This is a genomic window from Nocardia grenadensis NBRC 108939, from assembly GCF_001613445.1.
Lineage (GTDB): Bacteria > Actinomycetota > Actinomycetes > Mycobacteriales > Mycobacteriaceae > Nocardia > Nocardia grenadensis.
The window spans coordinates 82,168-105,682 of sequence record NZ_BDCJ01000006.1; the positions used below are offsets into that span (position 1 = coordinate 82,168).

General features: G+C 66.4%; 26 protein-coding genes, 1 tRNA gene and 1 pseudogene. 15 read left to right on the forward strand and 13 right to left on the reverse strand.

Features of this window, described 5'->3' with window-relative positions; translation table 11 throughout:
• Positions 1 to 177: 177 nt before the first annotated feature.
• The 3 genes from NGR01S_RS07300 to NGR01S_RS07310 form a co-directional block, all read right to left on the reverse strand.
• Entirely contained in the window at positions 178 to 600 is a 423-nt protein-coding gene (locus tag NGR01S_RS07300) for a type II toxin-antitoxin system VapC family toxin (protein ID WP_063035424.1), read from the reverse strand.
• Positions 597 to 818, reverse strand: a complete 222-nt coding sequence (locus tag NGR01S_RS32325) for a FitA-like ribbon-helix-helix domain-containing protein (protein WP_063035676.1) — start codon at positions 816 to 818, stop codon at positions 597 to 599. Before NGR01S_RS32325 ends, NGR01S_RS07300 begins: the two co-directional genes overlap by 4 nt.
• A 237-nt stretch (positions 819 to 1,055) precedes the next feature.
• The gene (locus NGR01S_RS07310; protein ID WP_063035677.1) at positions 1,056 to 2,048 is read right to left on the reverse strand and encodes a sigma-70 family RNA polymerase sigma factor; all 993 of its coding nucleotides are present in this window, start codon (positions 2,046 to 2,048) and stop codon (positions 1,056 to 1,058) included.
• 302 nt (positions 2,049 to 2,350) lie between these two features.
• Here NGR01S_RS07310 and NGR01S_RS07315 point away from each other — a divergent pair, with 302 nt between their 5' ends.
• Positions 2,351 to 2,767, forward strand: coding sequence for a VOC family protein (locus NGR01S_RS07315; RefSeq protein ID WP_084480453.1), 417 nt, complete (start codon positions 2,351 to 2,353; stop codon positions 2,765 to 2,767).
• A gap of 143 nt (positions 2,768 to 2,910) precedes the next feature.
• Here the strand turns inward: NGR01S_RS07315 and NGR01S_RS07320 are convergent, their stop codons facing one another.
• Positions 2,911 to 3,693 (reverse strand): crotonase/enoyl-CoA hydratase family protein, encoded by a 783-nt coding sequence (locus NGR01S_RS07320; RefSeq protein WP_063035425.1) that lies wholly within the window; start codon positions 3,691 to 3,693, stop codon positions 2,911 to 2,913.
• Positions 3,694 to 3,755: 62 nt separating this feature from the next.
• Here NGR01S_RS07320 and NGR01S_RS07325 point away from each other — a divergent pair, with 62 nt between their 5' ends.
• Positions 3,756 to 5,402 (forward strand): acyl-CoA synthetase, encoded by a 1,647-nt coding sequence (locus tag NGR01S_RS07325; protein WP_063035426.1) that lies wholly within the window; start codon positions 3,756 to 3,758, stop codon positions 5,400 to 5,402.
• Between the two features lie 77 nt (positions 5,403 to 5,479).
• Here the strand turns inward: NGR01S_RS07325 and NGR01S_RS07330 are convergent, their stop codons facing one another.
• The 5 genes from NGR01S_RS07330 to NGR01S_RS07350 form a co-directional block, all read right to left on the reverse strand.
• Positions 5,480 to 5,890, reverse strand: coding sequence for a type II toxin-antitoxin system death-on-curing family toxin (locus NGR01S_RS07330; RefSeq protein WP_063035427.1), 411 nt, complete (start codon positions 5,888 to 5,890; stop codon positions 5,480 to 5,482).
• Entirely contained in the window at positions 5,887 to 6,123 is a 237-nt protein-coding gene (locus NGR01S_RS07335; protein WP_169811878.1) for a type II toxin-antitoxin system prevent-host-death family antitoxin, read from the reverse strand. The genes NGR01S_RS07330 and NGR01S_RS07335 overlap by 4 nt, the downstream gene beginning before the upstream one ends.
• 175 nt (positions 6,124 to 6,298) lie before the next feature.
• The gene (locus NGR01S_RS07340; protein WP_063035429.1) at positions 6,299 to 6,499 is read right to left on the reverse strand and encodes an AbrB/MazE/SpoVT family DNA-binding domain-containing protein; all 201 of its coding nucleotides are present in this window, start codon (positions 6,497 to 6,499) and stop codon (positions 6,299 to 6,301) included.
• An 82-nt stretch (positions 6,500 to 6,581) separates the two neighbouring features.
• Positions 6,582 to 7,688: an acyl-CoA dehydrogenase family protein gene (locus NGR01S_RS07345; RefSeq protein WP_063035430.1), complete on the reverse strand. Its 1,107-nt coding sequence runs from the start codon at positions 7,686 to 7,688 to the stop codon at positions 6,582 to 6,584.
• Positions 7,689 to 7,709: 21 nt separating this feature from the next.
• Positions 7,710 to 8,903: an acyl-CoA dehydrogenase family protein gene (locus NGR01S_RS07350; RefSeq protein ID WP_063035431.1), complete on the reverse strand. Its 1,194-nt coding sequence runs from the start codon at positions 8,901 to 8,903 to the stop codon at positions 7,710 to 7,712.
• A 224-nt stretch (positions 8,904 to 9,127) separates the two neighbouring features.
• Between NGR01S_RS07350 and NGR01S_RS07355 the strand changes: the two genes are divergently transcribed.
• The 12 genes from NGR01S_RS07355 (at position 9,128) to NGR01S_RS07410 (ending at position 21,251) form a co-directional block, all read left to right on the forward strand.
• Positions 9,128 to 9,316, forward strand: coding sequence for a ferredoxin (locus NGR01S_RS07355; RefSeq protein ID WP_030522901.1), 189 nt, complete (start codon positions 9,128 to 9,130; stop codon positions 9,314 to 9,316).
• A 44-nt stretch (positions 9,317 to 9,360) separates the two neighbouring features.
• Positions 9,361 to 10,266, forward strand: coding sequence for a 3-oxoacyl-ACP reductase (locus NGR01S_RS07360; RefSeq protein WP_084480457.1), 906 nt, complete (start codon positions 9,361 to 9,363; stop codon positions 10,264 to 10,266).
• 297 nt (positions 10,267 to 10,563) lie between these two features.
• Positions 10,564 to 11,328: an MlaE family ABC transporter permease gene (locus NGR01S_RS07365; RefSeq protein WP_030522899.1), complete on the forward strand. Its 765-nt coding sequence runs from the start codon at positions 10,564 to 10,566 to the stop codon at positions 11,326 to 11,328.
• Between the two features lies 1 nt (position 11,329).
• The gene (locus NGR01S_RS07370; RefSeq protein ID WP_063035433.1) at positions 11,330 to 12,187 is read left to right on the forward strand and encodes an MlaE family ABC transporter permease; all 858 of its coding nucleotides are present in this window, start codon (positions 11,330 to 11,332) and stop codon (positions 12,185 to 12,187) included.
• 164 nt (positions 12,188 to 12,351) lie between these two features.
• Complete coding sequence (locus NGR01S_RS07375; protein ID WP_063035679.1) at positions 12,352 to 13,485, forward strand: MCE family protein; 1,134 nt, start codon at positions 12,352 to 12,354, stop codon at positions 13,483 to 13,485.
• Positions 13,482 to 14,507: an MCE family protein gene (locus NGR01S_RS07380; protein WP_063035434.1), complete on the forward strand. Its 1,026-nt coding sequence runs from the start codon at positions 13,482 to 13,484 to the stop codon at positions 14,505 to 14,507. The genes NGR01S_RS07375 and NGR01S_RS07380 overlap by 4 nt, the downstream gene beginning before the upstream one ends.
• The gene (locus tag NGR01S_RS07385) at positions 14,504 to 15,565 is read left to right on the forward strand and encodes an MCE family protein (RefSeq protein ID WP_063035435.1); all 1,062 of its coding nucleotides are present in this window, start codon (positions 14,504 to 14,506) and stop codon (positions 15,563 to 15,565) included. Before NGR01S_RS07380 ends, NGR01S_RS07385 begins: the two co-directional genes overlap by 4 nt.
• Positions 15,566 to 15,697: 132 nt before the next feature.
• Entirely contained in the window at positions 15,698 to 17,017 is a 1,320-nt protein-coding gene (locus tag NGR01S_RS07390) for an MCE family protein (RefSeq protein ID WP_373861400.1), read from the forward strand.
• Positions 17,014 to 18,288: an MCE family protein gene (locus NGR01S_RS07395; protein WP_063035437.1), complete on the forward strand. Its 1,275-nt coding sequence runs from the start codon at positions 17,014 to 17,016 to the stop codon at positions 18,286 to 18,288. The genes NGR01S_RS07390 and NGR01S_RS07395 overlap by 4 nt, the downstream gene beginning before the upstream one ends.
• Positions 18,285 to 19,751, forward strand: coding sequence for an MCE family protein (locus tag NGR01S_RS07400; RefSeq protein WP_063035438.1), 1,467 nt, complete (start codon positions 18,285 to 18,287; stop codon positions 19,749 to 19,751). The genes NGR01S_RS07395 and NGR01S_RS07400 overlap by 4 nt, the downstream gene beginning before the upstream one ends.
• Entirely contained in the window at positions 19,748 to 20,728 is a 981-nt protein-coding gene (locus NGR01S_RS07405; protein ID WP_063035439.1) for an Rv1363c family protein, read from the forward strand. The genes NGR01S_RS07400 and NGR01S_RS07405 overlap by 4 nt, the downstream gene beginning before the upstream one ends.
• 37 nt (positions 20,729 to 20,765) lie before the next feature.
• Positions 20,766 to 21,251 (forward strand): Rv1363c family protein, encoded by a 486-nt coding sequence (locus NGR01S_RS07410; protein ID WP_063035440.1) that lies wholly within the window; start codon positions 20,766 to 20,768, stop codon positions 21,249 to 21,251.
• 32 nt (positions 21,252 to 21,283) lie between these two features.
• Here NGR01S_RS07410 and NGR01S_RS32330 read toward each other — a convergent pair.
• The 4 genes and pseudogenes from NGR01S_RS32330 to NGR01S_RS07425 form a co-directional block, all read right to left on the reverse strand.
• Positions 21,284 to 21,686: pseudogene (locus tag NGR01S_RS32330) on the reverse strand (HNH endonuclease family protein); the annotation flags it as partial.
• Positions 21,687 to 21,738: 52 nt separating this feature from the next.
• Positions 21,739 to 21,811: transfer RNA gene (locus tag NGR01S_RS07415), tRNA-Thr, on the reverse strand.
• Positions 21,812 to 21,985: 174 nt separating this feature from the next.
• On the reverse strand, positions 21,986 to 22,216 hold the full coding sequence (locus NGR01S_RS07420; protein WP_063035441.1) for an MbtH family protein: 231 nt from the start codon (positions 22,214 to 22,216) through the stop codon (positions 21,986 to 21,988).
• A 147-nt stretch (positions 22,217 to 22,363) separates the two neighbouring features.
• Positions 22,364 to 23,197 carry an alpha/beta fold hydrolase gene (locus NGR01S_RS07425; protein WP_063035442.1) on the reverse strand — a complete coding sequence of 278 codons (834 nt, stop codon included), beginning with the start codon at positions 23,195 to 23,197 and terminating at the stop codon, positions 22,364 to 22,366.
• A 144-nt stretch (positions 23,198 to 23,341) separates the two neighbouring features.
• Between NGR01S_RS07425 and NGR01S_RS31480 the strand changes: the two genes are divergently transcribed.
• Positions 23,342 to 23,512, forward strand: coding sequence for a hypothetical protein (locus NGR01S_RS31480; RefSeq protein WP_169811879.1), 171 nt, complete (start codon positions 23,342 to 23,344; stop codon positions 23,510 to 23,512).
• The last annotated feature ends 3 nt before the right edge of the window (positions 23,513 to 23,515 follow it).

The window sequence follows — 23,515 nt, forward strand, 5'->3', positions numbered from 1 at the left end:
CCCGGCTTTGTCTTTCACCCCGGCGGCCTGGGCATCCTTCACCTGGCGTATCCGCGCGGGTCGGTTCGACCGGCCGTAGCCCACTCGGAGATTCGCACCTGGCCGGCTGTACCGGGGGCGGTGGCGCAGGCCGTTCGGCGTCGGGCCGGTCCCGAACATCGAACGCTCGGCACCGGTTCAGTGCGTTCCGGTCGTTACCCAGGGATTGACAATGGTGAGGCCGAGGTCGGTGAAATCCTTGACGTTCCGGGTCGCTACGGCGCAGTCGTTCGCCAGGCAGATCGCGGCAATCTGTGCATCCGCATACCCGATCGGCCGACCTCGTCGACGGCGTTCGGCGACAACTCGACCGTAGATACGTGCCGCACGGAAATCGTAGGCTTCGACTTCGTCGCCGAATTCGTCGAACAGTTCCGCCGCCAACGTGGCCAGGCCCGCCCTGCGGGACCCCTCGGGTAAATTTTCGATGCCTGCCCAGATCTCGCCGATGGTGACTGTGCTGATCGTGACGTCGTCGGATTCCTCGAGCCAAGTGAGGACGTGGTTGTCGGGGGTGGGTTTGAACAGCTCGGACACCACGTTCGTATCGGCGATGATCACAGCTGTGCCGCTCCGGCCTCGGGCTGCTCCGGGATGTCCAGCTCGGCTGCGTAGGGCCGGCTGCGCTCATAAAGTTCGTGGAGTAACCGTTTCGGGCGCACCGCCGCGGCGAGTATGTCCCGGGCCTCGGCTTCCATGCTCCGTCCGTGCGCCGCGGCTCGCCGACGCAGGCGCTCTTTCACGTCGCTGTCCAGGTCGCGGATAGTTATCGTTGCCATGAAATCAATGCTAGCAGTGATTGCATGGCGGGCCCGGTTGTCATCTGCGAGGTGGGAGGGGCACTCCCGCACATTCCAGGAGGGCGTCCGGGAAAGCGATCGGCACCGACGATCGTCGATCCAGCACGGCGTACCACAGGTCCTTGTCGACATCGGTGCCGTCTCTACCTACGGTCGGTGATGTTCGACGACCCACGAAGTCCGGTCGACGATGGATACGACGCCGACCGGGCGGGCTCAGGCGGGGGCTTCCGTCCATTCCGGCGGCAGGCCGAACAGTGGGAACAGGCGTTCGGTATCGAGGAAGAAGTTGAGCCCGGTGATCACACCGCCGCGCATCTCCAGGACCGTGATCGACCACGGGAGCCAGCGGCCCGGCTCGCCGCTCGGCTTGTAGTGGCCGAAGGCCGGATGGCCGTTGGCTCCGGCCAGCGGCACCATGCGCGAGTCCCGGCAGGCCGCACCGGTACCGAGCATGAACGCGGCCACGTTCTCCGGGCCGGACACCCAGAGATCGAACGGCGGCATGGACAGCGCCACATCGCTTTTCAACAGGGTGGTGAGCGCGTCCATATCGTAGGACTCGAATGCCGTCACGAAGTTCTCGACGAGTTGGCGTTGATCGTCGTCGGTTTCGTCGTAGGTGTCGGTATCGGCCGGCCGGACCTTGCTCATGGTGGCGCGCGCCCGCTGCAGGGCGCTGTTCACCGAGGCGGTGCTCATGGTGAGTGCCTCGGCGGTCTCGTTGGCGGAGAAGCGCAGGACCTCGCGCATGATCAAGATGGCGCGCTGCGTGGCGGGCAGATGCTGGCAGGCGGCGACGAATGCCAGGCGCAGGCTGTCCTTGGCGGTGGCGTGCTCGGCGGGGTCGGCGCCGAAGGCGAGCGAGTTGGGGATGGGCTCGACCCAGACATAGTCCGGCTGCGGGGCAGCCAGGGGCCGGTCCGGTGTCGACGGGCCGGACAGATCCATCGGCCGGGCGCGGCGCTGTGGGCCGTCGAGCATATCCAGGCAGATATTGGTGGTGATCTTGTAGAGCCAGGACCGCAGGCTGGCCCGGCCCTCGAAGGAGTCGTAGGACTTCCAGGCCCGGGTGAACGCGTCCTGGACGGCGTCCTCGGCTTCGAAGGACGACCCCAGCATGCGGTAGGCGTAGGCACACAGTTCCCGTCTGTGCACCTCGAAAGATCTCATGACATCGGCGTCGACTGTGCCGGTCTGCTCGCTCATGCGTGCCACTGTGGCATAGGGCACCGACATGTGAACAGAGGATGAAACGCGCCGTTTTCGGTCGGTTTCCCAGGCGTATCACCAGGCCCCAGCTGCCACAGTGCGCGGCGCACCGGCCGGTTGCCCTCGCCCGTACCGCCGGGTGCGGCCGGTCGACGCCGCTCCGGGGGCGGAGGTCCCGCGACCGGGGGCGAGCGCCGTTTCGGCGGAAACGTTCCGGCACCGATGATTTTCCGGGATGGCCCGCGTCCGAACCTTTGCGGCCGGCGAAACGCAGACCACCTTCCCGAAAGGATCGACACGTGAGCAGCAAGATGATTTTCGTGAACCTACCCGTCACCGACCTGGGACGGTCCAAGAACTTCTACGAGGCGCTCGGGTGGAAGGTCAATGACGATTTCACCGACGACAATGCCGCCTGCATCGTGGTCGACGACAATATCTGCCTGATGTTGCTGACCCATGGGCATTTCGCCACCTTCAGCCGGCGGCCGATCGCCGATACCCGGGCCGCCACCGGCGCCGCCTACGCGCTGTCGCTGGGCAGCGCCGAGGAGGTCGACCGGCTGACCGCGGCCGCGGTGGCCGCAGGGGGTAGCGAGGAGATCAATACGGACAAGCAGGCCCAGGAGGCACAGGTCGGGATGCACGGCCGGACCTTCCTGGACCCCGACAGTCACCAGTGGGAGCCGTTCTACATGAATTACCCCGGCGTGTAGGCGTAGTGCGCTCATGTGGACGCCTCGGCCGACAACCGTCGAACGGGGCGTTCGGTGTTCCGGTGGCGCGACGCCGGCCGCTGGTACCGGCCGACCGTGCATGGACCGGACGCACCGAGGGGCGCTCGGTCCGCACCCGGCTTCTACTGGCCGCTGAAGTTCGGCTTGCGCTTCTCCTTGAACGCCTTGGGGCCCTCCTTGGCGTCGGCGGACTGGAAGACCGCCATACCGAGCTTGGCGTCGATCTGGAATGCCTCTTCCTCGGGGACGCATTCACTGTCACGGATGGTCTGTAGGATCGCCTGCACCGCGAGCGGACCGTTGGCCGCGATGAGGTCGGCCAGTTCCAGCGCTTTGTCCAGCGCCTGGCCGTCCGGCACCACATGGCCGATGAGGCCGATGTCCTTGGCTTCGGCGGCGCTCAGATGCCGGCCGGTGAGCAGAATATCGGCGGCAACCGTGTAGGGGACCTGACGGACCAGCCGGACCGCGGAGCCGCCCAGCGGGAACAGACCCCAGCGGGCCTCGGACACCCCGAACTTCGCGCTTTCGCCCGCGACCCGGATATCGGTGCCCTGCAGGATCTCCGTTCCGCCGGCGATGGCCGCGCCCTCGACCGCCGCGATCAGCGGTTTGGTGAGCCGGCGCCCCTTCAGTAAAGCCTCGATTTTCGACAGGTCCCAGCCCCCGCCCGCGAACGAATCGCCAGGATGCTGCTGGGTCATGCCCTTGAGGTCGGCGCCCGCGCAGAAGGCCCCGCCCGCGCCGGTCAGGATCGCGACGCGAATATCGGGATCGCTGTCGACCTGATCCCAGGCGTCCCGCATGATCGCCATCATCTCGGTCGAGAGCGCGTTGCGCGCCTCGGGGCGGTTCATGGTGACGATGAGGACATGGCCACGCTTCTCGACGAGGCATTGAGGCATCGTTGTTTCTCCTGTTACTCGGACCCTTGCCAGAAACAGTAACACGTTCTATTTTTGACCTTGTGACGTACAACATAGCCGACCTCGTCGAACACACCATCGACCTTGTGCCGGACCGGGTTGCGCTGGCTGACGACCACCGCTGCGTGACCTTCGCCCAATTGGAGGACCGGGCGAACCGGCTGGCGCACTACCTGCTGGAACACGGTGTCCAGCCGGGCGACAAGGTCGGTATCTACTCGCGCAACACCATCGAGGCCGTGGAGTCGATGCTGGCGGTGTTCAAGGCGCGGGCGGTGATGGTCAACGTCAACTTCCGCTACGTCGAGAACGAGTTGCAGTACATCTTCGAGAATTCGGACATGGTGGCGCTCGTCCACGAGCGGCGCTACACCGACAAGGTGGTGAACGTCCGGTCGCAGGTCCCGCATCTGAAAGCGGTCCTGATCGTCGACGACGACACGGACGCCGCCACGCCCGCGGACGCGGTGGAATACGAAGCGGCACTGGCGGAATCGTCGGGCGAGCGCGATTTCGGCGATCGGTCGGGCGACGACATCTTCATGATCTACACCGGTGGCACGACCGGTATGCCCAAGGGCGTCATGTGGCGGCACGAGGACTGGTGGCGGGTGCTCGGTGGCGGTATCAATTTCATGACCGGTGAGTACGTCCAGGACGAATGGCAGCAGGCCAAAACCGGCGCGGCCGGCGGCCAGATGGTGCGCTACCCGATTCCGCCGCTCATCCACGGTGGTTCCCAGACCGCGGTCTTCCACGGTCTGTTCGACGGTGGCAAGACCGTCATGATCCCGGAGTTCGACGCGCACACCGTCTGGCAGGCCGTGGACGCGCACGGGATCAACATGATCTTCATAACCGGCGACGCCATGGCCCGGCCGATGCTGGACGCGCTGAAGGCCGGTCATCCGGAAACCGGTGAGCCCTATCAGCACACGAACCTGTGGGCGATGGCCAGCAGCGCGGCACTGTTCTCGCCCGCCCTCAAGGACGAGTACATCGACCTGCTCCCGAATACGGTCATCACCGATTCGATCGGATCCTCCGAGACCGGTTTCGGTGGTATCTCCATCGCGGCCAAGGGTGCGACGCACACCGGCGGTCCGCGGGTGAAAATCGACGCCTCCACCGCGGTGATCGACGAGAACGGCAAGCCCGTCGTCCCCGGATCCGGGCAGACCGGTGTGCTGGCGCGCAAGGGTCATATCCCGATCGGGTACTACAACGACCCGGTGAAAACCGCCGCGACCTTCAAGGAATACGACGGCGTTCGCTACTCCATCCCCGGCGACTGGGCCCGGGTCGAGGAGGACGGCTCCGTCACCATGCTCGGCCGCGGGTCGGTCAGCATCAACAGTGGTGGCGAGAAGATCTACCCCGAAGAAGTCGAGGGCGCGCTGAAATGCCATCCCGAGATCTTCGACGCGCTGGTGGTCGGCGTGCCGGACGAGCGCTGGGGGCAGCGGGTGGCGGCCGTGGTGCAGTGTCGCGGCGACAAACGCCCCACCCTGGAGGAACTGCGCCCGGTGCTGACCCGGGAGATCTCCTCCTACAAGATGCCCCGCAGCCTGTGGTTCGTCGACGAGATCAAGCGGTCGCCGGCGGGTAAGCCCGACTACAAATGGGCCAAGGCGCAGACCGAGGAGCGCGACGCCGACGAGCACGGGTCGGCGGGGAGTTCGTCGTAGTCGGCCGGATCAAGTGAGGGTTGCCGGGGATGGTCCGGCAACCCTCGCGCCCTGTTCGGTAGATATCGGCGAGCTTGCTAGCCGGGCAGTTCGGAGGGCGCGGCTCCGATAACTTTTCGGAGTTGCTCGGCGATATCCGGGACCTCCTCCAGTTCGCCGGTGGCGACCGCGATCATCAGGTCGTACGCCAGCTCTTCGTTCAGGCCATCGATATTCACGCTGTTGCGGGCCAGGAAGATCGCACCCGCCGTGATGGCCAGCCGTTTGTTCCCATCGATCAGCGGGTGGTTTTTGGCAATGGAATGCAGAAGGGCCGCAGCCTTGTCCCACAGGGCGGGGTAGGCGTCGGCGCCGAAAACCGTCGCCTGTGGTCGGGCTGTCGCGGACTCGAGGAGACCTGGGTCGCGAATGATGTACCCGCCCACGACGGCGTCGGCGATGGCCCGGAGGTCTGCGGTGGTCAGGTAGTAGATCTCTCCCGGGTTCATTCGGCCAGCCTGTCGAGCAGCGCGCGATGCTTGGAAGCGAATCGCTGCGACAGTTCACGTACCTGGCTATCGGCGGTCTCCGCCATTGCTTCCGGAACGACAGCGGCTACGCGACGGCCGTGTCTTGTCAGGTGGACCACTTTACCTGCCTCGGCCGCCGCGACTACCTCGGCGAGCTTGTCACGGGCTTCGCTGACGGGTAGTTCCCAGGCGTCGAAATCCGGAGCAGTCATACGCATAATCGTACATATATATTCGATAATCGTACAAAATTATGTCGATCTCCGGCGGCCCGGCCGTCTTGTCGCCGGTCACCTCTTCCAGAAGCACACACGAGTCGACCGGCTTTCGGACCATCGACGTCCGCAGATCAGTCACCACCCAGCAGACCCCTGATCTCCTCCGTGCTCATCTCCTCGACGTCTTTGCGGCCGATGGTGCCGCCCGTTCGGTAAGTGAGTCGACAGCCACGTCCGGGGTGTCGTCCGTCTGCACGATCACAAGGGCGCCGTCGATCTCGACCACCTCTACGTTGTCTCCCTCGCGAAGGTTGAACTTCGCGCGTAATGCTGCGGGGATCGTGATCTGTCCGCTGCTCTCGAGTATCACCGCGCACTCCTGATGGGGCGGATTACAAGGGTTACGCAACACTGCGCGGTGATACTACGTCGATAATCGATAACGCGGCGGATCAGGCGGATTCGGGGACGAACTGCGCCAGGGGGAGCAGGTGGTTGGTGGCTCCGCCCAGGGCGAACTCGTTGCGGGTGGCGGCGGTGAAATAGTTGTGCGCGATGTGGTCGCGGTCGATACCGACGCCGCCGTGTACGTGGACCAGGGTGTGGGCGACCTGATGGCCCGCCTCGGCGGCCCAGAACTTCGCGGTATGTACGGCCCCGGTGGCGTCCAGGCCCTCGGCGAGCTGCCAGGCGGCCTGGGTGACGGTCAGGCGCAGGCCCTGGAGGCCGATGTAGCTGTCGGACAGGCGCTGGGCCACGGCTTGGAAGCTGCCGATAGCCCGGCCGAACTGCTCGCGTTCGCGGGCGTAGTCGGCGACCAGGTCCAGGGAGCGTTCGAGGGTGCCCAGCTGCTGGGCGGCCAGGCCGAGCCACGCGCGGTCGAGTAGCCAGCCCAGGATCCGGGCGCCGTCCTCGACGGTGCCGAGCAGTTCGGCCGGCGCGTCGGTGAACTCGACGAGCGATTCGGCGCTCCGGTCGGTCACCTGCTGGGCGGTCACAGTTACGGAATCGGCCGAGGGGTCGACCAGAAAGACCGCGGCGACCCCGGACACTGTCGCGGGGACCAGGATCCGGGCTGCGCGGTCGGCGACCGGGACCGTGGTCTTGGTGCCGGTGACGCGCCAGCCGCCGGCGGTTTCGGTGGCGGTCGTGGCGGGGCGGGCCGGTTCCCAGTTGTGCTCCTCGGCCAGTGCCGCGGTCAGGATCGCGGTGCCCGCGCCGGCGTCGGTAGCGAGCTGCTGCTGCGCGGCCGATCCGAACTCGGCCAGCGCGCCCGCGCCCAGAACGACCGACCACAGGTAGGGGACCGCGGCGACGGCTTTGCCGAGTTCGCGCAGGACCGCGGTCTGTTCGAGCGAACCGAAGCCGCTGCCGCCCACTTCCGCGGGCAGGGCGGCGGCGAGCACGCCGGTCTCCGCGAGCGATTTCCACAGCGGCTCGTCGAATTTCGCGGTCCCGCCGTCCAATTCGCGCAGGCGGTCGGCGGTGACCAATTTGTCGCAGACCTCGCCGGTGAGCCGGGCCAGATCCGACTGGGCTTCGGTGGGGGTGAAATCCATGGTGAACTCCTTATTCGGGTGTCAGCGGCCGGAGGCGGGCTGCTTCAGAGCGGTCATGGCGATGATGTCGCGCTGCACCTCGTTGGTGCCGCCGCCGAAGGTGAGGATCAGAGCGGCGCGATGCATCCGCTCGAGGCGGCCACGCAGAACCGAGCCGGGGGAGTCCTGCCGCAGCGAGGCCTGGGGCCCGAGCACCTCCATGAGCAGCCGGTAGGCCTCGGTGGACAGTTCGGTGCCGTAGACCTTGCACGCCGAGGCATCCCACGGGCGCGGCGCGGCGTCCCCGCCCGCGTCGGCCCGGCTGGCGATCTCCCAGTTCATCAACTTCAGGTATTCGACCTTGGCGTGCACCCGGGCCAGGTTGAGCTGCACCCATTCGCGGTCGAAGATGCGGGAGCCGTCCGCGGCCTTCGTCTCCTTGGCCCACGCGGTTGTCTGGGCCAGGGCCAGCTGGAGCGCGGCGGCGGAGGTCAGGGCGACCCGCTCGTGGTTGAGCTGATTGGTGACCAGCGGCCAGCCGCCGTTCTCCGGACCGACCAGTGAGGTGACCGGGACGCGCACATCCTGGTAGTAGGTCGCGCTGGTGTCGGGGCCGGCCATGGTGTGCACCGGGGTCCAGGAGAAGCCCTCGGCGTCGGTGGGCACGATCAGCATGCTGATGCCCTTGTGCTTCTTGGCGGTGGGGTCGGTACGGACGGCCAGCCAGATGTAGTCGGCGTAGGCGATGAGGCTGGTCCACATCTTCTGGCCGTTGATCACGTAGTCGTCGCCGTCGCGCACCGCGGTGGTGCGCAGGCTCGCGAGGTCGGTGCCCGCGCCCGGCTCGGAGTAGCCGATGGCGAAGTGCAGCTCCCCGGCGGCGATCTTGGGCAGGAAGAACTTCTTCTGCTCGTCGCTGCCGTAGTGCATGATCGTCGGCGCGACGGAGTTGATGGTCAGGAACGGTACCGGGGCGCCCGCGATGGCGGCCTCGTCGGTGAAGATCAACTGATCCAGCATGGGCCGGTTCTGGCCGCCGAACTCCTCGGGCCAGCCCAGGGCCAGCCAGCCGTCGCGGCCCATCTCCGCGACGACTTCGCGGTACACATTGCCCTGGCCGTACTCACCGGTCTGGGAGCTGAGCGCCGCCCGCCGTTCGGGGGTGATCAGCCGCGCGAAGTATTCGCGCAGCTCGGCGCGTAGCTGTTCATGTTCCGGGGTATACGCAATGCGCATAGCGGTACCTCGAGCCTTCGTTCTGCGGGATGGGAGATGGGCCTGGATGTGGGATCGCGCCGCGCTCACCCTCTGCGAGCACGGAATGGATCTCGATACCTTGCTCCGATCATTGCATATGCACTGAAACATGTTCCAGTATTGAAGGGTAATCAGCCCATGTAGCCTGTCTCGGCGGCCGTCGCTTGTTAGGCTTCGGCCATGGGGCGGGAAAAGGAGTTTCGATGAAGGTCAGCGTTGACTTCGATCAGTGCGAAGCGAACGGAATCTGTGCGGGAATCGCTCCCGACGTCTTTGAACTCGATGACGAGGACATGCTGCACGTCGCCGAGGGCGAGGTGGCGCCCGATCAGGAGTCGCAAGTGGCCGAAGCGGTCGCGCAATGCCCGAAAGCCGCGTTGCGTTTGCTGTGAATCGGCTCTTGCCGTGAATAAGAACACGTTCTAGAGTCGGCCCGGTGAGCGATACAGATACCAGCCTCGCCGGGCGAGTTGCCATCGTGACCGGAGCGGGTGCGGGCCTCGGTAAGGCCGAAGCGCTCGCCCTGGCCGCAGCCGGGGCCTCGGTCGTGGTCAACGATCTGGCCGAGTCCGATGCCGTGTCCGAGACGCTGGAGCAGATTCGGGCACTAGGCGCCAAGGCCGAGTTCGTCCCGGGCAGTGTCGCCGAGCGGTCCACCGCCGACGCGTTGATCACCGCGGCCACCGAGTCCTTCGGTGGTCTGGACGTTGTGGTCAACAACGCGGGCATCACCCGTGACAAGATGCTGTTCAACATGTCCGACGAGGACTGGGACGCGGTCCTCGCGGTACATCTGCGCGGGCATTTCCTGTTGACCCGCAATGCCGGCGCCTACTGGCGGGCGAAGTCGAAGGAAGCCGGTGCGCCCGTCTACGGTCGGATCGTCAATACCTCTTCCGAAGCCGGTCTGCTCGGTCCTGAGGGGCAGGCCAACTACGCGGCCGCCAAGGCCGGTATCACCGCTCTCACCCTGTCCGCCTCGCGCGCGCTCGACCGCTTCGGTGTCCGGGCCAATGCCATCTGCCCGCGGGCCCGTACCGCCATGACCGAACAGGTCTTCAGCGCGGCCCCCGAGGGTGAGGTCGATCCGCTCTCGCCCGAGCATGTGGCGCGATTGGTCGCCTATCTGGCCTCTCCCGCGGCCGCCGCGGTCAACGGGCAAGTGTTCGTCGTATACGGACCCATGGTCGCGTTGATGGCCGCGCCGGAGGTCGAGCAGCGGTTCGACGCCGCGGGTGCGCAATGGTCAGGTGACGATCTGGCCACCACGCTGACCGGTTACTTCGCCGGGCGCGAAGAAGGTCGTACGTTCTCTGCAACGGCTCTGCACAAACTGGGTTGAGCGCCGGCGTCGGCGCGCGTCGCGGGGTTTCGGCCCCGGATTCGCCCGGCGAGAGTTGAACAACCGTCCAGTCATTGGTAAACAGAGTGATCGACTGTGCCCGGCCTCACACAATGATGCTCAAGGCGTATGAATCGTGTTCCAATCCCGCTGTCTGGGGTTGAACAAGTTTCCAGTTCAGAAGCCTCAAAATGGCCCCAAATAGGAAATGAACGTGTTCTACTTAGCGGGGCGCGCGCCGGGTTGTACTCCGAGCTGCCGCCAGCGGGACCAGTAGTCGGGCAAGGAGGATCACCAGTGACCGAGGTCCTTACCGTCCCATTGCGGGCCGTCGGCGGATTCTTCGAACTCGCCGCGGCTGTGGCCCGGGCAAGTCTGCGCCGGCCGTTCCAGATGCGCGAGTTCATCGACCAGTCGTGGTTCGTCGCGCGAGTGTCCATCATCCCGACACTGCTCGTGGCCATACCTTTCACCGTGCTGGTGAGTTTCACCCTGAACATCCTGCTGCGTGAGATCGGCGCCGCCGACCTCAGCGGTGCGGGCGCCGCCTTCGGCGCGGTCACCCAGGTGGGCCCGATCGTCACCGTGCTCATCGTGGCCGGAGCCGGCGCCACCGCCATCTGCGCGGACCTCGGGGCCCGCACCATCCGTGAAGAGATCGACGCCATGAAGGTGCTCGGTATCGACCCGATCCACCGCCTGGTGGTCCCCCGGGTACTGGCGTCGATGTTCGTGGCGCTGCTGCTGAACAGCCTGGTGTGCACGATCGGCATCGTGGGCGGATTTCTCTTCTCGGTTTATCTGCAGGATGTGAACCCCGGCGCGTTCGTCAACGGCATCACCCTGCTGACCCATCTCCCCGAATTGCTCATCTCCGCGGTCAAGGCCGGTCTTTTCGGCTTGATCGCCGGGCTGGTGGCCTGCTATCTGGGTTTGAATGTCAAAGGTGGTCCCAAAAGTGTCGGTGATGCGGTGAACCAGACCGTGGTTTTCGCCTTCATGGCGCTGTTCGTGGTGAATGTCGTGGTCACCGCCGTCGGCCTGAAATTCGCGGTGCGGTGATATGTCGGCCTCGGTGATAATCCAGTCCCGCTTCCCGAAAATCACCCGTCGCGTCCGCCGCTGGTCGACCTCCCTGGACAATCTCGGTAAGCAGGCGGTGTTCTACGGCAAGGCGATCGGTTCCATGCCGCGCGCGCTGGTGCACTACCGCACCGAGACGATCCGGCTCATCGCCGAGATCAGCATGGGTAGCGGTGCCCTCGCGGTGATCGGCGGCACCGTGGTGATCGTCGGCTTCCTCACCCTCTTCTCCGGCGGCACCATCGCCGTGCAGGGCTACAGCTCGCTCGGCAATATCGGTGTCGAGGCGCTGACCGGCTTCTTCGCGGCGTTCCTCAATGTCCGCATCGCCGCCCCCGTGATCTCCGGAATCGGCTTGGCGGCCACCATCGGGGCGGGTTCCACGGCGCAATTGGGGGCCATGCGGGTGGCCGAGGAGATCGACGCCCTGGAGTCCATGGCGATCCGGCCGGTGCCGTACCTGGTGGGCACCCGGGTGCTTGCCGGAATGATCGCGATCGTGCCGCTCTACGCGCTGGCCGTGATCGCATCATTCATCGCCAGCCGATTCGCCACCGTCGTCATCTACGGTCAGTCGGCCGGTGTGTACGACCACTATTTCTCTACATTCCTTATTCCGAGCGACATTCTGTGGTCGTTCGCCCAAGCCATTTTCATGGCGCTGGCGGTGATGATGATCCATACCTATTACGGCTACAACGCGGCCGGCGGCCCGGTGGGGGTGGGCGTCGCGGTGGGTAACGCGGTGCGCAGCTCACTGGTCGCCGTGGTCACGGTGACCCTGCTGATCTCCCTCGCCGTCTACGGCACCTCCGGCAACTTCAACCTTTCCGGATAACCGCGATGACGGGACTGACGCGAGCGAACAGCAAGGGGACAGGGGCGTCGAACGCCACCGCGAGTGGGTCGTCCCGCGGTGGCGAAGATCCCTGGGCCCCCATCGGGGCGAATCGCTGGACCGCGGCCCGCGAGAAGGCCGGGCTGAAACTGGCCGGAGTGGGGATGGTGCTGGCCGCCGTGGCGGCCGTGACCGTCTCCCTGACCATGTTCTTCGGCGGGTTCACCCCGAGCGTCGAGGTGACCGTGTCCGCGCCGCGTAGCGGCCTCGTCCTCGACCCGGATGCCAAGGTGAAGGTGCGCGGGGTACAGATCGGGCGGGTCGCCGGAATCGACCGCACTGCCGACGGTACGAATCTGCGCCTGGCCCTGAACCCGGACCTGCTGCACCTGGTCCCGGCCAACTCCACCGTCGATATCCGTTCGACCACGGTCTTCGGCGCCAAGTACATCAACTTCGTGATCCCGCAGCAGCCCGCCGCGAAATCCCTGCAACCGGGCGCGCTGCTGGCCGCCGATCAGGTGACCGTCGAGTTCAACACGCTGTTCCAGCACCTCAGCGATGTCCTCGCCGACGTGCAGCCGGAGAAGCTGAGCGCCACGCTGACTGCCCTGGGTACGGCACTGCAGGGCCGCGGCGAAAGCCTGGGGCAGCTGCTCGCCGACAGCGACGCCTACCTGCGCGAGATCAACCCGATGCTGCCCACGCTGCAGCGCGACCTGAACACCACGGCCGCGGTGAGCAACCTCTACGCCGACGTCTCCGGTGATCTGCTGCGCACCGTGGACGGCGCCACGGTCAGCAGCCGCACCCTCACCGAGTCCGAATCCGATGTGGACTCCCTGCTGGCGAATATCACCGGTCTCGCCGACACCACCGGTGCGGTGTTGCGCGACAACGAGGCGCAGATCAATACCGCTCTGGAGCTGCTACGCCCGACCGGTGAGCTGCTGAACGGGTACAAGGAAGCGTTGTTCTGTCTGATCGGCGGTAGTGCCAAGGCGCTGCCCCTGGGTGAGGCGGTCTTCGGCGGCGGACAAGAAGGTGTCGCCCTGAACGCGGGATTCATGTACGGGTCTCCCCCCTACACCTATCCGAATGATCTGCCGAAGGTGAACGCCACCGGTGGGCCGCGGTGCGCGGGTCTGCTCGACCGGGTGCCGGACAGCCATTCCGACTATGTCGTCACCGATACCTCGGAGGGGCATCCCTACACGCCGTCGACGAAGCTGCAGACGGACGCGCCCAAGGTTTTCCAGGTACTGTTCGCCGGACTCCCGGGGGTGGGACAGCCATGAAAAACACCGGTACCACCATCAAACTCGCCGTGTTCACGCTGGTGATGACCCTGATCTTCGCCGGCCTGGCGGTGGTCTTCTCGCAGATGCGTTTCTCCCGGGAAACCGGCTACAACGCGGTCTTCACCAGCGCCTCGGGCATGCTGCCCGGCGACAAGGTCCGGATCGCCGGTGTCCCGGTCGGGGCGGTGTCGTCGGTGAAGGTCGACGACGAATACCACGCGCACGTGAAGTTCGATGTCGACACCAAGTACAAGCTGCTGACCAGTACCCGCGCGACCATCCGCTACGAGAACCTCGTCGGTGACCGCTATCTGGAACTACTGGAAGGTGCCGGTGAGGCGACCACCCTGCACAAGGGCGGCACCATCGGGCTGGACAAAACCGCACCCGCACTCGACCTGGACATGCTGCTCGGCGGGTTCAAACCGCTGCTGCGCGGGCTGAACCCGGCGCAGGTCAACGATCTGACCAATGCGCTGCTGCAGATCTTCCAGGGACAGGGCGGCACCCTGGTCGAACTGCTCAACAGCGGCGGATCGTTCACCAAGACCCTCGCCGACCGGGACGCGCTCATCGGCAGCGTCATCGACAACCTGAACTCGGTGCTGAAAACCATCGACGACCGCGGCGACCAGTTCGCCACCACCATCGACGAACTGCGCCGCCTGGTGAGCGGACTGGCCGCCGACCGCGACCCGATCGGTGCCGCGCTGCCGCGCATCGCCGACGCCACCGCCGCCACCACCGACCTGCTGGCGCAGGCCCGCCCCGACCTGGCGGCGACCGTCGCGCAGACCGGACGGCTGGCCACCAATCTCGACAACGGTTCCGACACCGTGCAGTGGGTGCTGGACAAACTGCCGGCCACCTACCGCAAGCTGATCCGCATCGGTTCCTACGGTTCGTTCCTGCAGCTGTACGTATGCCGGACGAACTTCCTGATCGACGGTCCGGACGGGAAACCGCTGCTGCTCGAACTACCCGGTGAGCAGACGACCGGAAGGTGTGCCAGCGAATGAAAGAGCAATCGCGCGCGGTGACCATCGGCGTCGTCGGACTGGTGCTCGCCGTGGCGGTCGCGCTGTCGGCCCTGCAATTCGAACGACTGCCCTTCATCCGCGGCGGTGCCACGTTCACCGCCTACTTCGCCGACGCCGGCGGGCTGGTGACCGGTGACGATGTGGAGGTCGCGGGGGTGCGTTCGGGCAAGGTCGAGGATGTGAGCCTGGACGGCGCGCAAGTGTTGGTGCGGTTCAGCCTCGACGAATCGATCGTGCTCGGCGACAAGACCTCGGCCGCCATCAAGACCAATACGGTGCTCGGCCGTAAATCGCTGGCCGTCGCCCCGGCCGGTGACGGGGCCCTGAAGGTCACCGACACCATTCCGCTCGGCCGCACCACATCGCCGTACTCACTGAACGAAGCCCTCAGCGATCTGGCCGGCACGGTGGGCGACCTGGACCTGGAGAAGGTGAACCAGACCCTGGACACGCTGTCGGCCGCGTTCTCCGATACGCCGGCGCCGCTGCGGTCCGCGCTGGACGGGGTCACCGCGCTCTCACGCAGTATCAACGCCCGCGACCAGGCGCTGTCGGATCTGCTGACCCGCGCCCAGGACGTCACCAAGATCCTGGCCGATCGCGCCGATTCCATCAACGCCCTGCTGGTGGACGGTAATCAGCTGCTCGGCGAACTGGACCGGCGGCGTACCGCGATCAGTCAGATGATCGTGTACGTGAACGCGCTCGCCCAGCAGCTGTCCGGGCTGGTACACGACAACGAGGCCCAGCTGCAGCCGGCGCTGGACAAACTCAACTCGGTCCTGGACCTGCTGGAACGCAACCGGGACAACATCAACGGCGCGCTCGACGGCCTGGGCCCGTTCGCCGCGGCACTCGGTGAACAGGTCGGCAGCGGGCCGTACTTCAACGCCTACGTCGTCAACGCCAGCAGCGAGACGCTGCACCCGCTGGTAGACGCGCTGGTGTGGCCGCAGCATCTGCCCGAATCGTTGCGTGCCTATCTGCTCGAACCCGGTCCCAAGATCGGCCCGTCCGTCCAGGAGCCGCCCCGATGAGGTGCGATACCTCCGCGTTCGCTTCGGCCTCCGCCGACCGCGTGAATCTGCTTCGAGAAGGAGTGATGCTGCGATGACTTCGTCTCGTTTCGGGCTTTGCGGGCCGCGTGAATCTGCTCCGAGGAGGATTCTGTGTCGACTCTGACGGACAAGGTTCGGGCCGCGCCACGTAAGTGGGTGGCGATCGTCGCCGGTGTCGTGGTGGTGGCACTGGTCGCCTTCGGCGGGTACACCGCCTACCAACGGATCACCAAGAACGAGATCACCGCCTACTTCACCTCCACCAGCGGCCTGTACGCGGGCGACGAAGTGCGGGTGCTGGGCGTGCCGATCGGCCGGATCGACAGCATCGAACCGGGCAAGGAGCAGGTGAAGGTCACGATGTCGGTGGACGGCGGCATCGACCTGCCCGCCGACGCGCGGGCGGTCATCATCGCGCCGTCGCTGGTCTCGGCCCGGTTCATCCAGATCGCACCCGCCTACACCGGCGGCGACACCCTCGGGGACGGCGCCGTGATCCCGATCGACCGCACCGCGGTCCCGGTCGAATGGGACGACATCAAAACCGAACTGAACAAACTGTCCACCGCCCTGGGCCCGGTCGGGGACGACCCGCAGGGTTCCTTCGGCCGGTTCGTCGACACCGCCGCCGACAACCTGGACGGGAACGGCGACCGGTTCCGCGCCACCCTGCGCGAACTCTCGGCCACCCTGACCACTCTGTCCGACGGCCGCACCGATCTGTTCGGCACCATCCGGAATCTGCAGAAATTCGTCGACGTGCTGTCCAAGAGCAACGATCAGATCGTGGAGTTCGGTGGCCGGCTCGCCTCGGTGTCCTCGGTGCTGGCCGGGGTCTCCCAAGATCTCGGCGCCGGCCTGGACAACTTGGACCTGGCGCTCACCGATGTGCACCGGTTCTTGGACGGCAGCGGCACCGAACTCACCGAGGGCGTGCAGCGGCTGGCCGATGTCACCCAGATCTTGGTCGACAAACGACCGCAACTGGAACAGGCACTGCATTCGGGCCCGACCGCGCTGGTGAACTTCTACCAGATCTACAAACCCGCCCAGGGCACGCTGACCGGCGCCATCTCGCTGAACAACTTCGCCGATCCGCTCAGCTTCCTGTGCGGTTCGGTACGCGCGCTCGAACAGCACGAATCCGATACCAGCGCCGACCTGTGCGCCCAGTACCTCGCCCCGGTGCTCAGTTCGCTGGCCATGAACTACCTGCCGATCATGACCAACCCCGCCACCGGTGTCACCGCGTTCCCGAACCAGTTGCAGTACACGACACCGGATCTGGCCGGGAAGGTGGATCCGCAGAAGGTGGGCCCGCCGGCCGCGCCCGAACCGGCGCCGATCACCGTGCCGGCCGGGGTCGCGGGACTGGCCATCCCCGGTGTGCAACTGCCCGGAATTCCCGGTCTGCCCGGAGGAGGACGATGATGCGCCGGCTCGAGTTGCGGGGCCCGGGCGCCCGGCGCCGGATCGCCACGGTGGCCGCGGGGCTGACGCTGGCGCTGTCGGCCACGGGCTGCCAGTACGACGGTCTCAACTCGCTGCCCATGCCCGGTACCGAGGGCACCGGCGAAGGCTCCTACGAAGTCCGGATCCAGATGCCGAATGTGACGACGCTGACCCGGAATTCACCGGTGCGCGTCGACGACGTCGCGGTCGGCACGGTGACCGATATCGAGGTCGAGGACTGGCACGCGCTGGTCACGGTATCGCTGAACCCCGGCGTGGTGCTGCCGGCCAACTCCACCGCCAAGATCGGCCAGACCAGCCTGCTCGGCAGCAACCATGTGGAACTGGCGCCGCCGACCGGGGTGCCGCCGGAGGGCCGCCTGGCCGACGGCGATGTGATCCCGCTGGACCGGGCCGGGGTCTACCCGACCACCGAACAGGTGTTGTCCTCGCTGTCGGTGGTGCTCAACGGCGGCGGTATCTCGCAACTGGAGAACATCACCACCGAACTCAACAAGGCACTCGTCGGCAACGAGGACGAGATACGCGACCTGATCCCGCAGATGAATGATCTGATCCGCAATCTCGACGCGCAGCGGGGCGACATCATCGCCGCGATGGAGGGCCTGGACCGGGTCAGCGGGCAGTTCGTCGAGCAGACCGATGTGGTGGCCGCGGCCATCGAAGAGATCCATCCGGCGCTCACCGTGCTCGCCGACCGGCGGCAGAACATCACCACCACCATCACCAAACTCGGTGAGCTCAGTGATGTGGTGAACCGCCTGATCGCCGCGAGCGGCGACAACCTGAAAGCGAACCTGGCCAACCTTGCCCCGGTCCTGCAGACACTCGCCGACACCGGTGCCGATCTCACCGAATCGCTGAAGATCATCGCCTCCTTCCCGTTCCCGCTGAAGAACCTGGACCAGGCGATCAAGGGCGACTACCTGAACCTGTTCATGACCGTCGACCTCACCGGCGCGCGACTGGATTCCAACTTCCTCACCGGCACCGGCCTGGGCGGTATGTTCGGCGGCGTCGAGGTCGCGCTCGGTCAGGTCGCCGGACCCGCCGGCGAACAGGGCAACCCGCTGACCACCCCGCTGGCACCGCCGCCGCCCGCGCCGGCCGCCGGCGAACAGCCGCAACCGACAATTCCAGGGCTGCCGCCGATTCCCGGCCTGCCCGCCATCCCCGGGCTCACGGTGCCGGCGCCCGGGCCGCAGCCGCAAGGGGGCGAGGGCCCGTGACACTCACCCGTTTCGTTCGGATCCAGCTGACGATCTTCGCGATCCTCACCGTGGTCGGGTTGGCCGTCATGGGCGGTACCTATGTGGGTGTACCCGCGCTGCTCGGGATCGGCCGCTACGAGGTCACGGTGGAACTGGCGGCCACCGGCGGGCTCTACCAGAACGCCAATGTCGCCTACCGCGGCACGAATGTCGGGGTGGTCCGCGAGGTCCGGCTCACCACCGAGGGAGTCGAGGCGAAACTGTCGGTCGACAGCGACTACAAGATTCCCGCCGACTCCTCGGCGCTGGTCCGGAGCGTCTCGGCGATCGGCGAACAGTACGTCGACCTGGTCCCGCCGCCGGATCCCGGCAGCGCCAACCTCTACAACGGCAGCGTGATCCCGGTCGACCGCACCGAACTCCCACAGGATGTGGGAGCGCTGCTGGACCAGGCCGACCGCCTGCTGGCCAGCGTCGCCGACACCCGGCTGCGGCAGGTCATCGACGAGGCGTTCCGGTCGTTCAACGGTGTCGGACCGGATCTGCAGCGCTTCATCGACTCCGCGTCGCTGCTGATACAGGAGGCCAACGACAATGTGGGCCCCACCAAACAGCTGATCGAACAGATCGGGCCGCTGCTGGACACCCAGGTGAACTCCGATGCCGCGATCCGCTCCTGGACCCGGGACCTGGCCACCGTCACCGACACCCTGCGCGCCCATGATCCGGCGCTGCGAAACATCCTCGCCGGCGGCCCGGCCGCGCTCCAGCGGGTGACCCGGCAGTTCGAAGATCTGCAGCCGACCCTCCCACTGCTGCTGAACAATCTGGTGAGTGTCGGCCAGGTGGGGGTCACCTACCACTCCGGTCTGGAACAGATCCTGGTGGTGTATCCGCCGCTGATCGCGGCACTGCTCACCGCGGTCCGCGGTCCGATGGAATACGGTGCCCTGGTCGACTTCATGACCGTGCTCAACGACCCGCCGCCCTGCACCACCGGCTTCCTTCCACCCGACCAGCGTCGCTCGCCCAGTGAACTCGACACCATCGACACGCCCGAGGGTCTCTACTGCAAGGTGCCGCAGGACGACAAGACCGCGGTCCGCGGTATCCGGAATACGCCGTGTATGGAATATCCCGGGCGCCGGGCACCGAGTCCCGAATTGTGCCGCACCGGATACGTTCCGCTCGGCACCAATCCACCCTTCGGGCCGCCGCAGCCGGTCGCTCCGACCGAACCGCCGGCGCCGGGGGCGCCCGCGGCCGCCCCCGACACGGCGCCGGGGGTTGCGGGAGTACCCCCGGCACCTGCTAGTTTCTCGGGCGCAAGCACCCCCGCCGCCGCACTCTCCTACGATCCGGCCACCGGGGTCTACACCAGCAGCGATGGACGCAGCTACCGTCAGGGCGATATCGCCCCCGGCGGTTCGGGCACCGTACCCGCGGATTGGCAGGCAATGTTCGAGGAGCAGCAACGATGAGCGAAACCAAGGGCCCGCGCCGTACCCGCCGGCGGGCCAGCCGCACCGCGGGCCCGCCCCCGGCCGAGAGCGCGGCGACCGAGAAGCTCGAAACCGGAGTTGCCGATCCCGGGGCGGCGGAAGAGACGACAGCAGCCGCGGGGACGGTCGCCACCGGGAAAGTGGCGGATTCCGCCGAGCAGACCGGAACCGTCGCCCCGAAGGCCGGAGCAGCTTCCGCGCGGACTGCGAAAACAGAGCCCGCGACCGCGACTACCGAGACCGCGGCCGAGAAGGAGACGATAGGGGACGGCGAGAAATCCACTGCCGAGCCCGTCACCGAAAAGGTCACTCTCGGTGAAGTTACCGAAGGAGCGGCGGGCTCCGGCGAGGTAGCGGAGGGTTCGGCGGAAACCGTACAGCTGGTGAAAGCCGGCGCCGCGACGGAGAAGGCCGGCGACGACTCCGAGGCGGCCGCGACCGAAACCACCGAGGTTCCGGCATCCGGCACGTCGTGGAAGCGGATCGCTGCTCTCGCCGCGGCGGTCGTATTGGTGATCGGGTTGGTCGCCGCCGCAGTGGTCTCGGTGTTCGCCGTGCAGTCCACCCAGCAGCGCGACGAACGCCGCTCCGAATACGTGGCCACCGCGCGGCAGACGGTGCTCAATCTGACGACGATTCGTGCCGATACCGCCAAAGAGGATATCGACCGCATCCTCACCATGGCCTCCGGTGAATTCAAAACCGAATTCGACGGCCGGGTGGACCCGTTCACCGAAATCGTGAAACAGGCCAACGTCGTCTCCACCGGAGAGGTGGTGGAGGCCGCGGTCGAACGCGACGACGAGAACTCGGCGGTGATCCTGGTGGCGGCGAAGCAGACGCTCACCAACGCGGGGTCGCAGGAACAGCAGCAGCGGTTCTATCGATTCCGGGTGACCGTACAGCGGGCCGACGACGGCACGCTGACCGCCTCGGACGTCAAATTCGTGGCATGAGTGACCGGGCCACCCTGCATGCCGAGAGGAACCGAGAATGAGCGTGCGTAACAAGATCCTGGTCGGCGTGACCGCGGTGGTCGTGGTGGCGGCGGCCGTGGTGGCCGGTATCGGCGGCTACCGGTACTGGGACTACCGGCAGTCGGAGCAGTCCCGCACAGATGCCGTGGCCGCGGCGACCCGCACGGTGTCGGCCATGTTCAGCTACGAATTCCAGACGGTGGACCAGGAACTCCCCAAAACCGCCGAGGACCTGGCCCCGGAGTTCAAGGCCGACTACCTCGAGCTGATCGACAAGGCCATCGTCCCCGGCGCCAAAGAGAAGGAACTGACCGTCAAGGCCACCACACAGGCCGGGGGAGTGGTCTCCGCCGACCGGGCGCACGCCGTGGTGCTGCTGTTCCTCAACCAGGTCACCACCAGCAAGGAAAGCCCGCAGGGCACTACCACCGGCAGCCGGGTGCGGGTCGCGCTCGACAAATCCGACGATCGCTGGCTGGTCGCCTCGGTCACTCCGATCTGACCGGCGCCCGCGCCACCGGGGCGACCCGGTCGATAGGACTGGCCGCGCGCGTAACGGACGCGGCGCAGATGCCGGCCCCGGCCGCGATTGCGGCTCTTGAAGGTCGGCAGCTGCGAATCACAGTTCGGGCAGATGAGGCGTAGATTTTCCCGCCGGTTGGCGGTCGGATCGCCGTCGATGTGGTCGAGGACGAATACCAGCGGCTCGCTCTGCCAAACGCTACCGATCCCGCGGATGGCGCAGCGACCATCCTGTGCCTGCGTGAGATAGTCGCGTATGTAGTGCCCCTGGTAGCTGCCCACATCGGCCTCGCCGGTCGCCAGGCCAGAACCGGGTTTTCTCCACGCGTTGCGCGGCCTGCTGACATTTCGTTGTGCAATACAGTTTCTGACTGCGCCTGATCAGCAGCGCGGGGCACCCCCGGCAGGGCCTCATGGCGCGAAAAATACTCCGGCCCACCGACATATCGGTGGGCCGGGGTGAGCGGAGCCGCCTGTGGGACTCGAACCCACAACCTACGCATTACAAGTACGTTGCGCTGCCAGTTGCGCCAAGGCGGCGGAGTGGCCGGAAATGCGGTCGCTCGGCAGCCGATCATACGGTGCGATTACCGAGTTCGCGAAATATGAGAGCCCGGCCATTGCACTCACGCATCCGCCGTGCCACACCTCGGAAGATATCGCACGAAAGGGATGTCGCCTGCGCCGGCCGGGCCCGCGAAAGCGGAGAACGGCCTATTTGCGGGCCGCCTCGTCCGCCGCCATGGCGTCACGCAGGCTCTTGGGCCGCATATCGGTCCAGTTCTGCTCCACGTACTCCACACAGGCCGCACGGCTTTCCTCGCCGAAGACCACCCGCCAGCCGGCCGGGACTTCGGCGAAGGCGGGCCACAGGGAGTGCTGTTCTTCGTCGTTGACCAGTACGAAGAAGCGGCCGTCCTCGTCGTCGAACGGGTTGGTGCTCATTTCACCTCACTGGGGTACTCATAGGTTGCGGATTCGGATCTGTGTGGGCCCGCCCCGGCGGCTCGGGTCTGATTTCCGGCTGCCGTGTCGCGAACCCAAACGATGTGTCGACCCTAGCAAGCTCGGCGTTAGCTTTGGGCCCTCCCCTCACGCCGCGAAGAATTCCAGCAGGATCTTGTTCACCGCGTCCGGGCGCTCCAGATAGCCGTAGTGACCGGCATCGGGAACCTCCTGGTAACGCCCGCCCGGAATAGCGTCGGCGACCTCTCTGGCCAGGTACGGCGGGATCATCCGGTCGTCCGCGAAGCCGACGGCCAGGCAGGGCACCCGGATATCGCGGTAGGCGTGTAGCCGGTCGAACTCGTGGTCCATCCGGCGCTGCGCCCGGATCCCGGGCGACACCGGACCGCCGGTGAACTCGAACAGATCCAGCCAGTCGCGGGCCTTGTTCGTATCGGCCATAGTGGCCGGCGAGAGATTCATCACCGCGGTGAGCGCGGCCTCGTACTTGGCCGGCAGCCGCACCTCGTTCTCGTCCAGCTCGTGCTCGCCCAGCGACAGCGTCTTCTGGAACTGGTCCAGCCGGCCGTGGCCGGCGAGGAATACCGCCTTACGCACCAGTTCGGGTCGGGCCAGCGCGAGTTCCTGCGCCACCCTGGCACCCATCGAGGTGCCGGCCACGAGCGCGGGACCCTCGTCGAGGAACTCGATCAGGGCCGCCGTATCGGCCACCATCTCGTGGATGGTCATCCCGTCGGGGGCCTCGTAGCTGGGAGCGATACCCCGGTTGTCGAACGTGCACACCCGGTAACCGGCGGCGAGCAGGGCCGGCACCTGGTGCAGCTCCCATACCCGGCCGGGGCTACCGGTGCCCATGACGAGCACCACCAGCGGACCGCCGCCCTTGATATCGGTGCCCTTGGCGCGGTCTCCCTTGACCTGATAGTTGAGCGATATTCCGTTCACCGTGGCCAACGGCATGCTGCGGGCCCCTTCCTCATCGTTTCTGCTGCCAAAGGTATAGCCCCGGGGGCTCCGCCACGTTACCCGCGCCGGAAGCAGCCCCGACCCGGGACAGATACCATTGACATTTCACATACAAGCGCACCTGCCGGGAGGACTGAGATGGCCGCGAAGAGCAGCGCCAACGGTATCGCCGACGACGATCTGGAACCCCTCGCCGACGAGACCGCTCGTCAGGCGCAGCGGGTCGTGGCCGCCTATGCCGCCGATGCCGACGAATGCCGGATGCTCCTGTCGATGCTCGGTATCGGCCCCGGAGTCCGCACCGAGTAAGCA

Bases quoted from the DNA above. Each gene is read 5' to 3' on its own strand.
- NGR01S_RS07395 (WP_063035437.1), top strand. From the start codon at position 17,014: ATGATGCGCCGGCTCGAGTTGCGGGGCCCGGGCGCCCGGCGCCGGATC.
- NGR01S_RS07335 (WP_169811878.1), bottom strand. From the start codon at position 6,123: ATGACTGCTCCGGATTTCGACGCCTGGGAACTACCCGTCAGCGAAGCC.
- NGR01S_RS07350 (WP_063035431.1), bottom strand. From the start codon at position 8,903: ATGCGCATTGCGTATACCCCGGAACATGAACAGCTACGCGCCGAGCTG.
- NGR01S_RS07425 (WP_063035442.1), bottom strand. From the start codon at position 23,197: ATGCCGTTGGCCACGGTGAACGGAATATCGCTCAACTATCAGGTCAAG.
- NGR01S_RS07405 (WP_063035439.1), top strand. From the start codon at position 19,748: ATGAGCGAAACCAAGGGCCCGCGCCGTACCCGCCGGCGGGCCAGCCGC.
- NGR01S_RS31480 (WP_169811879.1), top strand. From the start codon at position 23,342: ATGGCCGCGAAGAGCAGCGCCAACGGTATCGCCGACGACGATCTGGAA.
- NGR01S_RS07330 (WP_063035427.1), bottom strand. From the start codon at position 5,890: ATGAACCCGGGAGAGATCTACTACCTGACCACCGCAGACCTCCGGGCC.
- NGR01S_RS07380 (WP_063035434.1), top strand. From the start codon at position 13,482: ATGAAAAACACCGGTACCACCATCAAACTCGCCGTGTTCACGCTGGTG.
- NGR01S_RS07420 (WP_063035441.1), bottom strand. From the start codon at position 22,216: ATGAGCACCAACCCGTTCGACGACGAGGACGGCCGCTTCTTCGTACTG.
- NGR01S_RS07375 (WP_063035679.1), top strand. From the start codon at position 12,352: ATGGTGCTGGCCGCCGTGGCGGCCGTGACCGTCTCCCTGACCATGTTC.
- NGR01S_RS07345 (WP_063035430.1), bottom strand. From the start codon at position 7,688: ATGGATTTCACCCCCACCGAAGCCCAGTCGGATCTGGCCCGGCTCACC.
- NGR01S_RS07370 (WP_063035433.1), top strand. From the start codon at position 11,330: ATGTCGGCCTCGGTGATAATCCAGTCCCGCTTCCCGAAAATCACCCGT.
- NGR01S_RS07410 (WP_063035440.1), top strand. From the start codon at position 20,766: ATGAGCGTGCGTAACAAGATCCTGGTCGGCGTGACCGCGGTGGTCGTG.
- NGR01S_RS07310 (WP_063035677.1), bottom strand. From the start codon at position 2,048: ATGAGCGAGCAGACCGGCACAGTCGACGCCGATGTCATGAGATCTTTC.
- NGR01S_RS07355 (WP_030522901.1), top strand. From the start codon at position 9,128: ATGAAGGTCAGCGTTGACTTCGATCAGTGCGAAGCGAACGGAATCTGT.
- NGR01S_RS32325 (WP_063035676.1), bottom strand. From the start codon at position 818: ATGGCAACGATAACTATCCGCGACCTGGACAGCGACGTGAAAGAGCGC.
- NGR01S_RS07385 (WP_063035435.1), top strand. From the start codon at position 14,504: ATGAAAGAGCAATCGCGCGCGGTGACCATCGGCGTCGTCGGACTGGTG.
- NGR01S_RS07320 (WP_063035425.1), bottom strand. From the start codon at position 3,693: ATGCCTCAATGCCTCGTCGAGAAGCGTGGCCATGTCCTCATCGTCACC.